General features: G+C 67.0%; 15 protein-coding genes. 1 reads left to right on the forward strand and 14 read right to left on the reverse strand.

Annotated features, from left to right (window positions below):
• Positions 1–3: 3 nt before the first annotated feature.
• The 8 genes from rpsC to rpsJ are packed head-to-tail and all read right to left on the reverse strand — an operon-like array spanning position 4 to position 4,357.
• Positions 4–813 carry a 30S ribosomal protein S3 gene (gene rpsC / locus B7K26_RS03575; protein WP_084077281.1) on the reverse strand — a complete coding sequence of 270 codons (810 nt, stop codon included), beginning with the start codon at positions 811–813 and terminating at the stop codon, positions 4–6.
• A complete protein-coding gene (rplV, locus tag B7K26_RS03580) occupies positions 813–1,184 on the reverse strand; it encodes a 50S ribosomal protein L22 (RefSeq protein WP_084077282.1) in 372 nt (123 codons plus the stop codon). Before rplV ends, rpsC begins: the two co-directional genes overlap by 1 nt.
• Before the next feature lie 31 nt (positions 1,185–1,215).
• A complete protein-coding gene (rpsS, locus tag B7K26_RS03585; RefSeq protein ID WP_062293970.1) occupies positions 1,216–1,494 on the reverse strand; it encodes a 30S ribosomal protein S19 in 279 nt (92 codons plus the stop codon).
• 12 nt (positions 1,495–1,506) lie between these two features.
• Positions 1,507–2,343 carry a 50S ribosomal protein L2 gene (gene rplB / locus B7K26_RS03590; RefSeq protein WP_084077283.1) on the reverse strand — a complete coding sequence of 279 codons (837 nt, stop codon included), beginning with the start codon at positions 2,341–2,343 and terminating at the stop codon, positions 1,507–1,509.
• A gap of 19 nt (positions 2,344–2,362) precedes the next feature.
• Positions 2,363–2,668, reverse strand: coding sequence for a 50S ribosomal protein L23 (gene rplW / locus B7K26_RS03595; RefSeq protein ID WP_084077284.1), 306 nt, complete (start codon positions 2,666–2,668; stop codon positions 2,363–2,365).
• Positions 2,665–3,354 (reverse strand): 50S ribosomal protein L4, encoded by a 690-nt coding sequence (gene rplD / locus B7K26_RS03600; protein ID WP_084077285.1) that lies wholly within the window; start codon positions 3,352–3,354, stop codon positions 2,665–2,667. The genes rplW and rplD overlap by 4 nt, the downstream gene beginning before the upstream one ends.
• A 4-nt stretch (positions 3,355–3,358) precedes the next feature.
• The gene (gene rplC / locus B7K26_RS03605) at positions 3,359–4,021 is read right to left on the reverse strand and encodes a 50S ribosomal protein L3 (RefSeq protein ID WP_084077286.1); all 663 of its coding nucleotides are present in this window, start codon (positions 4,019–4,021) and stop codon (positions 3,359–3,361) included.
• 27 nt (positions 4,022–4,048) lie between these two features.
• Positions 4,049–4,357: a 30S ribosomal protein S10 gene (gene rpsJ / locus B7K26_RS03610; RefSeq protein WP_042213186.1), complete on the reverse strand. Its 309-nt coding sequence runs from the start codon at positions 4,355–4,357 to the stop codon at positions 4,049–4,051.
• Between the two features lie 279 nt (positions 4,358–4,636).
• Between rpsJ and B7K26_RS03615 the strand changes: the two genes are divergently transcribed.
• Entirely contained in the window at positions 4,637–5,200 is a 564-nt protein-coding gene (locus B7K26_RS03615) for a hypothetical protein (protein WP_084077287.1), read from the forward strand.
• Position 5,201: 1 nt separating this feature from the next.
• Here B7K26_RS03615 and B7K26_RS03620 read toward each other — a convergent pair whose 3' ends face one another.
• The 6 genes from B7K26_RS03620 to B7K26_RS03645 form a co-directional block, all read right to left on the reverse strand.
• Positions 5,202–6,146 carry a hypothetical protein gene (locus B7K26_RS03620; protein WP_084077288.1) on the reverse strand — a complete coding sequence of 315 codons (945 nt, stop codon included), beginning with the start codon at positions 6,144–6,146 and terminating at the stop codon, positions 5,202–5,204.
• Between the two features lie 102 nt (positions 6,147–6,248).
• The gene (tuf, locus tag B7K26_RS03625; protein WP_084077289.1) at positions 6,249–7,439 is read right to left on the reverse strand and encodes an elongation factor Tu; all 1,191 of its coding nucleotides are present in this window, start codon (positions 7,437–7,439) and stop codon (positions 6,249–6,251) included.
• A gap of 118 nt (positions 7,440–7,557) precedes the next feature.
• Positions 7,558–9,672 carry an elongation factor G gene (fusA, locus tag B7K26_RS03630; protein WP_084077290.1) on the reverse strand — a complete coding sequence of 705 codons (2,115 nt, stop codon included), beginning with the start codon at positions 9,670–9,672 and terminating at the stop codon, positions 7,558–7,560.
• A gap of 42 nt (positions 9,673–9,714) precedes the next feature.
• Positions 9,715–10,185: a 30S ribosomal protein S7 gene (gene rpsG, locus B7K26_RS03635; protein WP_084077291.1), complete on the reverse strand. Its 471-nt coding sequence runs from the start codon at positions 10,183–10,185 to the stop codon at positions 9,715–9,717.
• On the reverse strand, positions 10,185–10,559 hold the full coding sequence (gene rpsL / locus B7K26_RS03640; protein ID WP_084077292.1) for a 30S ribosomal protein S12: 375 nt from the start codon (positions 10,557–10,559) through the stop codon (positions 10,185–10,187). Before rpsL ends, rpsG begins: the two co-directional genes overlap by 1 nt.
• A gap of 438 nt (positions 10,560–10,997) precedes the next feature.
• Positions 10,998–14,873 carry a DNA-directed RNA polymerase subunit beta' gene (locus tag B7K26_RS03645; RefSeq protein ID WP_084077293.1) on the reverse strand — a complete coding sequence of 1,292 codons (3,876 nt, stop codon included), beginning with the start codon at positions 14,871–14,873 and terminating at the stop codon, positions 10,998–11,000.
• Positions 14,874–14,880: the final 7 nt, after the last annotated feature.

The following is a 14,880-nucleotide window of genomic DNA, read 5'->3' on the forward strand; positions in this document are numbered from 1 at the left end:
TGCTTAAGCCTCCTTCTTGGCCTCGGCCGAAGCCTCGGCTGCGGGAGCCTCGGCCGGGGCGGAGGCGGACTGCTGCTGGCGGTCGCGGGGGCCACCGTCACGACGGGGACCACGGCCGTCACGGCGGCCACGCTGGGGACGGGGGGCCTTCGCCTGCTCGGCGGCCCACTCCTTCTCCGTCATGTCGCCCTTGTAGACCCACACCTTGACACCGATGATGCCGAAGGTGGTCTTGGCCTCGAAGAAGCCGTAGTCGATGTTCGCGCGGAGGGTGTGCAGGGGCACGCGGCCCTCGCGGTAGAACTCCGAGCGCGACATCTCGGCGCCACCGAGGCGGCCCGAGCACTGCACACGGATGCCCTTGGCACCGGCGCGAAGCGCGGACTGGATGCCCTTACGCATGGCGCGACGGAACGCGACACGCGAGGCGAGCTGCTCCGCGATGCCCTGGGCGACGAGCTGGGCGTCGACCTCGGCGTTCTTCACCTCGAGGATGTTGAGCTGGACCTGCTTGCCCGTCAGCTTCTCAAGGTTGGCGCGCAGCTTGTCGGCCTCGGCGCCGCGGCGACCGATGACGATGCCGGGACGCGCGGTGTGCAGGTCGACACGCACACGCTCACGGGTGCGCTCGATCTCGACCTTGGACACGCCGGCGCGCTCGAGGCCCTCCGACATGAGCTTGCGGATCTTGACGTCCTCGTCCACGTAGTCGCGGTAGCGCTCGCCCTTCTTGGTCGAGTCCGCGAACCAGCGCGAGCGGTGGTCGGTGGTGATCCCCAGGCGGTAGCCGTGCGGGTTGATCTTCTGACCCATTACTTGGCCCCTTCCTTGACGGCGGCGGGCTGAGCGACGACCACGGTGATGTGGCTCGTACGCTTCAGGATCCGGTTGGCACGACCCTGAGCGCGCGGCTGAATGCGCTTCATGGTCGGGCCCTCGTCCACCGTGATCGACTGGATAACGAGCTCGCGCTCGTCGAAACGCTCACCAGCGGCATCGGCCTTGACCCGCGCGTTGGCGATCGCCGACTCGATGAGCTTGCGCACATCCTCGGCGACGGCCTGGGGCTGGAACTTCAGCGAGGCGGCGGCCTCGACAGCGTTCTGCCCGCGGACCAGGTTCACGACGCGGCGAGCCTTCTGGGCGGTCACGCGAAGGTATCGCGTCTGCGCCTTGGCTTCCATCAGTAACTCCTCTTACCTACGCTCGGGCGCCTTAGCGGCGGCCCTTGCGGTCGTCCTTCACGTGGCCCTTGAACGTGCGGGTGGGGGCGAACTCGCCCAGCTTGTGACCGACCATCGACTCGGTGACGAACACCGGGACGTGCTTGCGGCCGTCGTGCACGGCAAAGGTGTGACCCAGGAAGTCCGGCGTGATAACGCTACGGCGCGACCAGGTCTTAATGACGTTCTTGGTACCCGCATCGTTCTGGGCGTCCACCTTCTTCTGAAGGTGGTCGTCGACGAAGGGGCCCTTCTTGAGACTGCGTGGCATTCTTCAGGCTCCTTAGCGCTTCTTGCCAGTACGACGGCGGCGGACGATGAGCTTGTCGGACTCCTTGCCCGGCTTGCGGGTACGGCCCTCGGGCTTGCCCCACGGCGAGACGGGGTGGCGACCACCGGACGTCTTGCCCTCACCACCACCGTGCGGGTGGTCAACCGGGTTCATGACGACACCACGCACGGTCGGGCGCTTGCCCTTCCAGCGCATACGGCCGGCCTTACCCCAGTTGATGTTGGACTGCTCGGCGTTGCCCACCTCGCCGATGGTCGCGCGGCAGCGCGCATCGACGTTGCGGATCTCGCCGGAAGGCATACGCAGCTGGGCGTAGCGGCCCTCCTTGGCGACGAGCTGCACCGAGGCGCCCGCCGAACGGGCGATCTTGGCGCCGCCACCGGGCTTGAGCTCGATAGCGTGGATGACCGTACCGACCGGGATGTTGCGCAGCGGCAGGTTGTTACCGGGCTTGATGTCGGCGCCGGGGCCGGCCTCAATCACGGTGCCCTGCGACAGCTTCTCGGGGGCGATGATGTAACGCTTCTCGCCGTCCGCGTAGTGCAGCAGCGCGATGCGCGCGGTGCGGTTGGGGTCGTACTCGATGTGAGCAACGGTCGCGGGAACGCCGTCCTTGTCGTGACGACGGAAGTCGATCACGCGGTAGGCGCGCTTGTGACCGCCACCCTGGTGACGGGTGGTGATGCGGCCGGTGTTGTTACGGCCGCCCTTCTTGTGAAGCGGACGGGTCAGCGACTTCTCGGGGGTCGAACGGGTCACCTCGACGAAGTCGGCGACCGACGAGCCACGGCGGCCCGGCGTCGTCGGCTTGTACTTGCGAATAGCCATGGTTGCTTGAGTCCTTTACCTAGCCCACGTGGCCCGAGAAGATGTCCAGCGCCTCGCCGCCACCGACGGTGACGATCGCGCGCTTGACGTCCTTACGCTTGCCCATCCCGAAGCGGGTGCGGCGCGTCTTGCCCTTGCGGTTGATGGTGTTCACCGAGAGAACCTTGACGTTGAAGATCTGCTCAACGGCGATCTTGATCTCGGTCTTGTTCGCCCGGGGGTCGACCTCGAAGGTGTACTTGCCCTCGTCCATGAGCGAGTAGCTCTTCTCCGACACGATCGGACGGATGAGGATGTCGCGGGGGTTCTTGTTCAGGGTGCTCACTTGGTCTCCTCCGCCTCGGACTCGGTGGCGACAGCGGTCGCCGACTTGCCCGTGGCCGGGCCGGCCAGGAACGCCTCGAGCGCGCCTGCGGTGAAGACGGTGTCGTCGTTCACCAGCACGTCGTAGGTGTTGATCTGGTCGACCGCAATGACGTGGATCCACGCCGAGTTGCGCAGCGACTTGAAGGCAACCTCGTCCGAACGCTCGAGGACCACCAGGGCGCTGCGGCCGTTGGTGAGGTTCGAGACGGCCTCGAGGGCCTGCTTGGTCGAGGGGGTCTCGCCCGCGATGACGCCCTGGAGGACGTGCACGCGGCCGGCACGGGCCCGGTCGGAGAGGGCACCGCGCAGGGCGGCGGCCTTCATCTTCTTGGGGGTGCGCTGCGAGTAGTCACGCGGCTGCGGGCCGTGGACCGTGCCACCACCAGCGAACTGGGGGGCGCGGATCGAACCCTGGCGGGCGCGGCCGGTGCCCTTCTGCTTGTAGGGCTTCTTGCCACCACCCGCGACGTCGCCGCGGGTCTTGGTGGCATGGGTGCCCTGGCGGGCGGCGGCGCGCTGGGCGACGACGACCTGGTGGATCAGCGGGACGTTGGTGACGACGTCGAACACCTCGGCGGGGAGGTCGGCGGTGCCGGCCTTCTTGCCTGCGGCGTCGAGCACGTCGACAGTCTGGGTCTCAGCCATGGTGTCACGCACCCTTCACAGCGGAGCGGATGAGGACGACGCCGCCCTTGTTACCGGGAACCGCGCCCTTGACGAGCAGCAGACCCTTCTCGGCGTCGACCGAGTGAACGGTCAGGTTCTGGACGGTCTTGCGGTCATTACCCATGCGACCGGCCATCTTCAGGCCACGGAACACGCGCGACGGCGTCGAGGCGCCACCGATCGATCCGGGCTTGCGGTGGTTGCGGTGCGCACCGTGGGAGGCGCCCACACCGGCAAAGCCGTGGCGCTTCATGACACCGGCGGTGCCCTTTCCCTTGGTGGTGCCGGTGACGTCGACCTTCTGGCCAGCCTCGAAGACCTCTGCGGTGAGCTCCTGGCCCAGCGAGTAGTCGGCGGCGTCAGCGGTCCGAACCTCGGCCACGTGGCGGCGCGGCGTCACGCCGGCGGCCTCGAAGTGGCCCTTCAGGGGGTTCGTGACGCGACGGGGGTCAACGGTGCCGAACGCGAGCTGCACGGCCTCGTAGCCGTCACGCTCGACGTTGCGCACCTGGGTCACGACGTTGGTGTCAACCTGAACGACGGTGACGGGAACAACCCGGCCCTCGTCGTCCCACACCTGCGTCATGCCCAGCTTCGTACCCAGGAGCGCACGGGTGGTGCGCTGGGCATTGGAAGTCGTAGTCATGGTGCTTTGTGTCCTTAAATCTCTGGGTTAGAGCTTGATCTCGATGTTGACGTCCGCGGGGAGGTCGAGACGCATGAGCGAGTCGACGGCCTTGGGCGTCGGGTCCACGATGTCGATGAGGCGCTTGTGGGTGCGCATCTCGAAGTGCTCGCGGGAGTCCTTGTACTTGTGCGGCGAACGGATCACACAGAACACGTTCTTCTCCGTCGGGAGCGGCACGGGGCCGACCACCGAGGCGCCGGCGCGCGTGACCGTCTCCACGATCTTGCGGGCCGAGGAGTCGATGACCTCGTGGTCATAGCTCTTCAGCCGAATGCGGATCTTCTGTCCCGCCATGGCGTTGTCTGCCTTTTCTCTCGGACGACTTGGTCTCCCCACCTACCGGCCCCCGCGCTCGGGCGTGTCGCTTATCTTCGACATGCCCGTGCGCTCTCGATTTCTCGAGGGTCACGTGGGTGAGGTGTGCGGCTGCCCGCAATAGGCAACCTGAATATTGTGCCAGATCCGGGGTACTCCCGCAACACGGGCACCCCGGGTGCTGCGGCCATCCAGGATATCGTGGTATCCCGCATCCGTCATGTGCTGCCCCGCCGGGGCTCGAGGAGGTCGACCACCGTGCCGTACGCCCCCATCGCACCCCCCGCATCGGCCCCCGTCACGGCGGCCGATGCCTGGCTCGCCAGGCGCCGACCGGTCGCCCTCGGCGTCGGCACGGCGGCCGTGATTGCGCTGGTGACGTGGAAGGCCCCCGTCGCGGGGGTCGTCGTCGCCGCAGCCGTGGCGGCGGTGTCCTGGAGGCTACGTGGCAGCCGGTTGTCGCCCTGGCGCTCCCCCGAGCCGCTCCCCGTCCCCATCGAGGTGGCGGCCGGGCCCCGGTGGACGTTCGCGCGCAACCTCGTGTGGCGGTGGGACGATGCGGCCGTGAACGCCGGCCTCGGCTCCTGGCGAGGCGACGACTACGCGTACGAGGGACTCGCCCTGCTCGGCTTCACCGAGAGTGACGCGGGAGTGATCGCGCATGCGCGCCTCGCGCCCGGGCAGTCGGCCGGCGACGTGGCAGCCTCCGAGGCACGCCTCGCCGCCGGCCTCGAGGCGGCGTCGTCCACCGTCATCGGCGGTACCGACGACACGGTGGCGATCCTCGTCGAGCCCGTCGACGCCGCCGGCGAGTGGACCTGACTCAGGCCGCCTGAGCCGCCCACCACGCGCGGAGGGCCTCGGCGTCGACGGAGCCGTCGTCGCCGAAGGGCTCGCGCAGCCCGAAGGCTTCGAGCACGGCGGCCGCCTTGCGGCGGGTGTCGTCGTCGATGCGCTCCACCCAGGCGCGGCGATTGCTCCCCGCGTGGGCGTTGGCGCCCTTGGCATGGGTCATGCGGGACGGCTTCGACAGGTCGGCCAGCGCGGCGGGGTCGATGCCCATCGCCCGCGCTCCCGCGTGCAGCTCCGTGGAGTCCTCCACCGCGGCGTCGTAGCTGATGAGCGTCGACCGCTGCCCCCCGTAGGTGCGTGCCGCCACGACATTCTCGACGGCCCAGCGGCCCACGAGGGCCGACGCCTGGTCCGTCGTGTCCAGGTCGCGCACGGGCAGGTCGCCCAGGAGACCCTCGACGAGCGCGTCCTGGCTCAGCATGTAGGCGAACCGCTCGGGTGACCACCCGAGCACGCTCTGCGAGCTGAGGGAGGCGAGCGGGTGGCGCATGACATGCAGCACCGTCAGCTCGGGGTAGCGCCGCGCGATCCACCCGGTCCAGGTGGTGCCCCTGATCTCCTTGACCAGCCTGCCACGCATGGGGACCAGCGGGTTGAGGGTCGCCTCTTGATCCGTCCACGGGTGGCGGTACCGCCCCACGAGGACGTCGTGCACTCCCCGCTCCCCCGGCAGGTGCGGCGCGTCCACGGGCACGTAGCGGCCTGGGCGCAGGCCCTCGAAACGCGAGTCGACGTCCGGCCGGAACGGCTCGAAGATGGGCCGCAGCCGGCCGGCCCGCGAGTAGGCCTCGAGCAGCCAGGTGGTGCCCGAGCGGCCCGAGCCGGTGAGCAGATGCGCGTGCGCCACGTCGGCGTGGGGATCCCACACCGCAACGGAACGGCCGATGCGCTCGACGGAGCTGGGGATGCCTCTCACCCGGACACGCTAGCACCGGGTGCACACGGCATCGGCCCCAGACAAGACGAAAGCGGGGGCCCGGCCGAAGCCGGACCCCCGCTAGCGCGAAGTAAAAACTACTTACTTGACGATCTTGGTGACGGTGCCGGAACCCACGGTGCGGCCACCCTCACGAATCGCGAAGCCCTGACCCTCTTCGAGGGCGATGGGCTGGATGAGCTCGACCGACATGTCGGTGGTGTCACCGGGCATGACCATCTCGGTGCCCTCGGGCAGCGTGATGACGCCGGTCACGTCGGTGGTGCGGATGTAGAACTGGGGACGGTAGTTCGTGTAGAACGGGTTGTGACGCCCGCCCTCGTCCTTGTTCAGGATGTAGCAGCGACCCTCGAAGTTGGTGTGAGGGGTGGTGGTGCCGGGCTGGACCACAACCTGGCCACGCTCGACGTCCTCGCGCTTGGTACCACGGAGCAGCAGACCGCAGTTCTCGCCGGCCCACGCCTCGTCCATCTGCTTGTGGAACATCTCGATACCGGTGACGGTGGTCTTCTGGGGCTCACGGATGCCGAGGATCTCGACCTCCGAGTTGATCGCCAGCTTGCCGCGCTCGACCTTACCGGTGACGACGGTGCCACGACCGGTGATCGTGAAGACGTCCTCGATCGGCATGAGGAAGGGCTTGTCCATGTCACGCTGCGGGGTGGGGACGTTCTCGTCCACCGCGTCCATGAGCGCCTCGACCTTGGAGACCCACTCGGCCTCGCCCTCGAGGGCCTTGAGCGCCGAGACCTGGATGACGGGAGCGTTGTCACCGTCGAAGCCCTGCGAGGACAGGAGGTCACGGACCTCGACCTCGACGAGCTCGAGGATCTCCTCGTCGTCGACCATGTCGGACTTGTTCAGCGCCACGAGCAGGTAGGGAACGCCAACCTGCTTCGCGAGCAGCACGTGCTCACGGGTCTGCGCCATGGGACCGTCGGTCGCGGCGACCACGAGGATCGCGCCGTCCATCTGGGCGGCACCGGTGATCATGTTCTTGATGTAGTCGGCGTGACCCGGGGCGTCGACGTGCGCGTAGTGACGCTTCTCGGTCTCGTACTCGATGTGCGCGATGTTGATCGTGATACCGCGCTCGCGCTCCTCAGGAGCCTTGTCGATGTCCTCGAAAGGCGTGAAGGGGTTGAGGTCGGGGTACTTGTCGTGCAGCACCTTCGAGATGGCAGCAGTCAGCGTCGTCTTACCGTGGTCAACGTGACCAATGGTGCCGATGTTGACGTGGTCCTTGGTCCGCTCGAACTTGGCCTTAGCCATGAGGTATTCCTCCTGATTAGTGAGACTTGGGTAAAGATGCTAATCCCTGACGTGGCGCGAAGCCATCCGGGGGCGATCCCTACTGGTCGTTATTGTTCCTGATTTTCAACCGGTGGGGTTACTCGCCCCGGGTCTTCGCGATGATCTCGTCGGCCACAGCCTTCGGGACCTCCGCGTAGCTGTCGAACACCATCGAGTAGACGGCGCGACCGGACGTCTTCGACCGCAGGTCGCCGACGTAACCGAACATCTCCGACAGCGGCACGAGCGCGTCGACCACCTTGACGCCGGACGCGTCCGACATCTGGCGGATCTGGCCGCGACGCGAGTTGATGTCGCCGATGACGTCACCCATGTACTCCTCGGGAGTACGGACCTCAACCGCGAACATCGGCTCCAGCAGGACGGGCTTCGCGAGGCGAGCCGCCTCCTTGAAGGCCATCGAGCCGGCGATCTTGAACGCCATCTCCGACGAGTCAACGTCGTGGTAGGCGCCGTCCAGCAGCGTGGCCTTGACGCCCACGACCGGGTAACCGGCCTGGATGCCCAGCTCCATCGCGGACTGGATACCAGCGTCGACCGACGGGATGTACTCGCGCGGCACGCGACCACCGGTCACGGCGTTGTCGAACTCGTACAGGACCTCGGCGTCGGCCTCGAGGGGCTCCAGACGGATCTGGACCTTCGCGAACTGGCCGGAACCACCGGTCTGCTTCTTGTGCGTGTAGTCGTACTTGTCGACCGTCTTGCGGATGGTCTCGCGGTAGGCCACCTGGGGCTTACCGACGTTGGCGTCCACCTTGAACTCGCGACGCATACGGTCCACAAGGATGTCGAGGTGGAGCTCACCCATACCGCCGATGACGGTCTGGCCGGTCTCCTCGTCGAGGCGGACGCGGAAGGTCGGGTCCTCCTCGGCGAGCTTCTGGATGGCCGTCGACAGCTTCTCCTGGTCACCCTTGGTCTTGGGCTCGATGGCCACGTCGATCACGGGCTCGGGGAACGTCATCGACTCGAGGACGACCTGGTGGTCGGGGTTGCACAGCGTGTCACCCGTCGTGGTGTCCTTGAGGCCGATGACCGCGTAGATGTGGCCGGCCGAGATGGTCTCAACAGGGTTTTCCTTGTTGGCGTGCATCTGGAACAGCTTGCCGATGCGCTCCTTCTTGCCCTTGGTCGAGTTGATGACCTGGGCACCGGTCTCGAGGTGACCGGAGTAGACGCGCACGTAGGTGAGGCGACCGAAGAACGGGTGCGACACGACCTTGAACGCGAGGGCCGCGAAGGGCTCGTTGGCGTCGGCGTGGCGCTCGATCTCGATGGACTCGTCCTTGGCGTCGACACCCTTGATGGCGGGCACGTCGGCCGGGCCGGGCAGGTAGTCGATGACGGCGTCGAGCATGGGCTGCACGCCGCGGTTCTTGTAGGCCGAGCCACACAGGACCGGGTACAGCTCCGAGGCAACCGTCATCTTGCGGATGGCGGCCTTGATCTCGGCGGTGGTGAGGTCCTCGCCACCCAGGTACTTCTCCAGGAGAGCCTCGTCCGACTCCGCGACAGTCTCGAGGAGCTCGGCACGGTACTGCTCGGCCTTGTCCTTGAGGTCCGCGGGGATCTCGGTGGTCTCGTAGGTCGCACCCATGGTCACGTCGCCCTTGGCGTCGCCGGGCCACACCTTGGCGTTCATCTCGACGAGGTCGACGATGCCGACGAAGTCGTTCTCAGCGCCGATGGGGAGCTGGATGACGAGCGGCTTCGCGCCGAGGCGCTTCACGATGGTCTCGACCGTGAAGTAGAAGTCCGCGCCCAGCTTGTCCATCTTGTTGACGAAGCAGATGCGGGGGACGTCGTACTTGTCGGCCTGACGCCACACGTTCTCCGACTGGGGCTCAACGCCCTCCTTCGCGTCGAAGACCGCGACCGCGCCGTCGAGGACGCGCAGCGAGCGCTCGACCTCGACGGTGAAGTCCACGTGACCGGGGGTGTCGATGATGTTGATCTGGTGCTTGTCCCAGAAGCAGGTCACCGCGGCGGAGGTGATGGTGATGCCGCGCTCCTGCTCCTGCTCCATCCAGTCAGTCGTCGACGCACCTTCGTGGGTCTCACCGATCTTGTGGTTCACACCCGTGTAGAACAGGATGCGCTCGGTGGTGGTGGTCTTGCCGGCGTCGATGTGCGCCATGATGCCGATGTTGCGGACCTTGCTGAGGTCCGTGAGCACGTCCTGTGCCACGAGTGGTTCTCCTTGGGTCTTCCGTCGAACGGGGGCTCGCTACTACCAGCGGTAGTGCGCGAACGCCTTGTTCGACTCGGCCATCTTGTGCATGTCCTCGCGACGCTTCACCGCGGCACCAAGGCCGTTCGAGGCGTCGAGGATCTCGTTCATGAGGCGCTCGGTCATGGTCTTCTCGCGGCGAGCGCGCGAGAAGTCGGTGAGCCAGCGCAGCGCGAGCGTGGTCGAGCGGGTCGGACGCACGTCGACCGGCACCTGGTAGGTCGCGCCACCGACACGGCGGCTGCGGACCTCGAGGGCGGGACGGATGTTGTCGAGCGCACGCTTGAGCACGGTCACGGCGTCCTGGCCGGACTTCTCGGCGACACCCTCGAGGGCGCCGTAGACGATCGCCTCTGCGGTCGACTTCTTACCGTCGAGCAGCACCTTGTTGATGAGCTGCGTGACGATCGGAGCGCCGTAGACGGGGTCGTTGATGATGGGCCGCTTGGGGGCCGGTCCCTTGCGAGGCATTACTTCTTCTCCCTCTTCGCGCCGTAACGGCTGCGAGCCTGCTGACGGCCCTTGACACCCTGGGTGTCGAGCGAGCCGCGGACGATCTTGTAGCGCACACCGGGGAGGTCCTTCACACGACCACCGCGGACGAGCACGATCGAGTGCTCCTGGAGGTTGTGGCCCTCACCGGGGATGTACGCGGTGACCTCGATGCCGCTGGACAGGCGCACACGGGCAACCTTGCGCAGTGCCGAGTTCGGCTTCTTGGGCGTGGTCGTGTACACGCGGGTGCACACTCCACGACGCTGGGGGCTGGACTTCAGGGCCGGCGTCTTGGTCTTGCTGGCCTTAGGGTGCCGGCCCTTTCGAACCAGCTGCTGAATCGTAGGCACTACTTCTCCGTTTGATCGGTGGACGAAACTCGTGGTGGTCCGACCCCCGCGCCCGGGCGTGTCGCACCTTCTTGATGGCCTGCCCCGGAGGGCACGCATAGGGGCCCGACGTCGCGGGCACGAGTATCAACAATACTCGCCGTACGCGTAGCCGTCAAAGCCTGGCCAATGCGGCCCGGCCGCGTGGGGCGTTGCCCCCGCGGCCGAATTGCCACTGTCTATTGTAGACACGCCGGGCGCGGTCCGGGTACGGGACCATGTGCCCTGCTATGCGCCTGGGATTACCAGGGCCGATGCCCGCGGTTCCCGCCGCGCGAGGCGCGCGCACCCCGGAGCTGTGCCGCCGCATCGGCCCGCCGCAGACGCGCGAACGCCCGGGTGGGAATGCACGAAGGCCCGGCCACCCCGCAGGGTGACCGGGCCTCGTGTCAGACGCGGTTAGTCGCGCGGGAGGTCGAACTCCTCGAGCGGCACGGCCTCGCCGGTGCCCTCCGAGAAGAACTGGCCGTCCCACTCCTCGTACCCGAAGGTCGGGAACAGGTTGGCCTTGGCCTCCTCCGTGGGCTCGACCGTCGCCGTACGGTACTGGTGCAGACCGGTACCGGCGGGGATGAGCTTTCCGAGGATGACGTTCTCCTTGAGGCCGACCAGGGGGTCGGACTTGCCGGACATGGCGGCCTCGGTGAGGACGCGGGTCGTCTCCTGGAACGACGCGGCGGACAGCCACGACTCGGTCGCAAGCGACGCCTTGGTGATACCCATGAGCTCGGGGCGGGCCGATGCCGGCTTGCCACCCTTCGTCACGGTCTCACGGTTGGCCTTCTCGAAGCGCGCACGCTCCGCGAGCTCACCGGGCAGCAGCGGGGAGTCCCCCGCCTCGAGCACGGTGACGCGGCGCAGCATCTGGCGCACGATGACCTCGATGTGCTTGTCGTGGATCTCCACACCCTGCGAGCGGTATACGTTCTGAACCTCGTCGACCAGGTGCTTCTGCGTGGCACGCGGGCCGAGGATGCGCAGGACGCTCTTCGGGTCCACGGCACCGGCGACCAGCTGCTGGCCCACCTCGACGTGCTCGCCATCCTGAACCAGGAGACGCGCGCGCTTGGTGACGGGGTACTCGAACGGCTCGTCGCCGTTGTCGGGGGTGATGACCAGGCGGCGCGTGGCCTCCGAGTCGTCGACCTTCAGGGTTCCGGCGGCCTCGGAGATCGGGGCCTCACCCTTGGGGGTACGGGCCTCGAAGAGCTCCTGGACACGCGGCAGACCCTGCGTGATGTCGTCAGCGGACGCCACACCACCGGTGTGGAACGTACGCATCGTCAGCTGGGTACCGGGCTCACCGATCGACTGGGCCGCGACGATACCGACGGCCTCGCCGATGTCGACGAGCTCGCGGGTCGCGAGCGAACGGCCGTAGCACTTGGCGCAGGTACCGACCGCCGACTCACACGTGAGCACCGAGCGGACCTTGACCTCGGAGATGCCGTGGCTGATCAGGTTGTCGATCAGCACGTCGCCGATGTCCTGGCCGGGCTCGCCCAGGACGGTGCCGTCCTCGGCGGTCACGGAGGTCGCCAGCGTGCGGGCGAAGACCGAGGTCTCCACGCGCTCGTGCTTGACGATCTCACCGGTCGCGGTGGTCTCGACGATGGGCATCGCAAGGCCGCGCTCGGTGCCGCAGTCCTCCTCGCGCACGATGACGTCCTGCGAGACGTCCACCAGACGACGGGTCAGGTAACCCGAGTCGGCGGTACGCAGCGCGGTGTCGGCCAGACCCTTACGGGCACCGTGGGTCGCGATGAAGTACTCGAGGACCGACAGGCCCTCGCGGTAGTTCGACTTGATCGGACGCGGGATGATCTCACCCTTGGGGTTTGCCACCAGGCCGCGCATACCGGCGATCTGACGGACCTGCATCCAGTTGCCACGCGCACCCGAGCCGACCATGGTGTGGACGGTGTTGTGCTTGGGGAACGACTCACGCATGGCGCGGTCGACCTCATTGGTGGCCTGGGTCCAGATCTCGATGAGCTCCTGACGGCGCTCGTCGTCGGTGATCAGACCGGTCTCGTACTGGACCTGAACCTTCTCGGCCAGGGCCTCGTAGCGCTCCAGGATCTCCTGCTTCTGCGCGGGCATCGCCACGTCGCCGATACCGATCGTGACACCCGAGCGCGTGGCCCAGTGGAAACCGGCCGCCTTCAGGGCGTCCAGCGACTCCGCGACCTCCACCTTGGGGTAACGCTCGGCGAGGGTGTTGACGATGTCGCCCAGCACCTTCTTGTCGACGTTGCGGTTCACGTACGGGTACGACACCGGCAGGGTCTCGTTGAACAGCGCGCGACCCAGCGTGGTCTCGAGCACGAACGGCGCGCCCTCCACGTGGCCCTCGGGCAGCTCGAAGCCCACCGGCGGGACGGTGTCGCCGTCGACGCGCAGCTTGATGAGCGCGTTGAGGTCGATCTCGCCGGCATCGAACGCCATGCGCGCCTCGGACGACGAGGTGAAGGCAAGGCCCTCGCCCTTGACGTCGTCCTTCAGCAGCGACAGGTGGTACAGGCCGATGATCATGTCCTGCGAGGGCATGGTCACCGGACGGCCGTCCGACGGCTTCAGGATGTTGTTGCTCGAGAGCATCAGCACGCGGGCCTCGGCCTGCGCCTCCGCCGACAGGGGCAGGTGCACGGCCATCTGGTCACCATCGAAGTCGGCGTTGAACGCGCCACAGACGAGCGGGTGCAGGTGGATGGCCTTGCCCTCGACCAGCTGGGGCTCGAACGCCTGGATGCCGAGTCGGTGCAGGGTGGGTGCACGGTTCAGCAGCACGGGGTGCTCGGTGATGACCTCTTCGAGGACGTCCCAGACCTCGGGACGCGAACGCTCGACCATGCGCTTCGCAGACTTGATGTTCTGTGCGTGGTTGAGCTCGACGAGGCGCTTCATCACGAACGGCTTGAACAGCTCGAGCGCCATCTGCTTGGGCAGACCGCACTGGTGCAGCTTCAGCTGGGGGCCGACCACGATGACCGAACGGCCCGAGTAGTCGACACGCTTGCCCAGCAGGTTCTGACGGAAACGACCCTGCTTGCCCTTGAGCATGTCCGAGATGGACTTGAGGGGACGGTTACCGGGACCCGTGACGGGGCGACCGCGACGGCCGTTGTCGAACAGCGCGTCGACGGCCTCCTGCAGCATGCGCTTCTCGTTGTTCACGATGATGTCGGGCGCGCCCAGGTCCATCAGTCGCTTGAGGCGGTTGTTGCGGTTGATGACGCGGCGGTACAGGTCGTTGAGGTCGGAGGTCGCGAAGCGGCCACCGTCCAGCTGCACCATCGGACGCAGGTCCGGCGGGATGACCGGGACGGCGCCCAGCACCATGCCGGTGGGCGAGTTCGAGGTCGTGAGGAACGCCATGACGACCTTGAGGCGCTTGAGCGCACGGGTCTTCCGCTGTCCCTTGCCGTTGGCGATGATGTCGCGCAGCAGCTCGGCCTCGGCCTCGAGGTCGAAGTCCTCGAGGCGCTTCTTGATCGCCTCGGCACCCATCGAGCCCTTGAAGTAGGGGCCGTAGCGGCGCTGGAGCTCGCGGTAGAGCAGCTCGTCGCCCTCGAGGTCCTGGACCTTCAGGCTCGAGAAGCGGTCGAAGACCGCGTCGAGGCGCTCGATCTCGGCGTCGGCGCGCTTGCGCAGGTTCGCCATCTCGCGCTCGGCGCCGTCCTTGACCTTGCGCTTCACGTCGGCCTTGGCACCCTCGGCCTCGAGCTCGGCGAGGTCCTTCTCCAGCTTCTCGGCGCGGTTGTTGATGTCCACGTCGCGCTGGTTCGCGAGGTACTTCTTCTCGTTCTCGATCTCGTTGCGGAGCTCGGGAAGGTCGCGGTGACGCGCCTCCTCGTCCACCTCGGTGACCATGTACGCCGCGAAGTAGATGACCTTCTCGAGGTCCTTCGGGGCGAGGTCCAGCAGGTAGCCCAGTCGCGACGGGACGCCCTTGAAGTACCAGATGTGGGTCACGGGAGCGGCGAGCTCGATGTGGCCCATGCGCTCACGACGGACGCGCGAACGGGTCACCTCAACGCCACAGCGCTCACAGACGATGCCGCGGTAGCGGACACGCTTGTACTTGCCGCAGCCGCACTCCCAGTCACGGGTGGGGCCGAAGATCTTCTCGCAGAACAGGCCGTCCTTTTCCGGCTTGAGCGTGCGGTAGTTGATCGTCTCGGGCTTCTTCACCTCGCCGTGCGACCAGTTGCGGATCTCGTCCGCGGTCGCCAGGCCGATGCGCAGGTCGCCGAATTCGTTCACATCGAACATTCAGGTT

It is taken from the genome of Demequina sp. NBRC 110057 (assembly GCF_002090175.1).
Classification (GTDB): domain Bacteria; phylum Actinomycetota; class Actinomycetes; order Actinomycetales; family Demequinaceae; genus Demequina.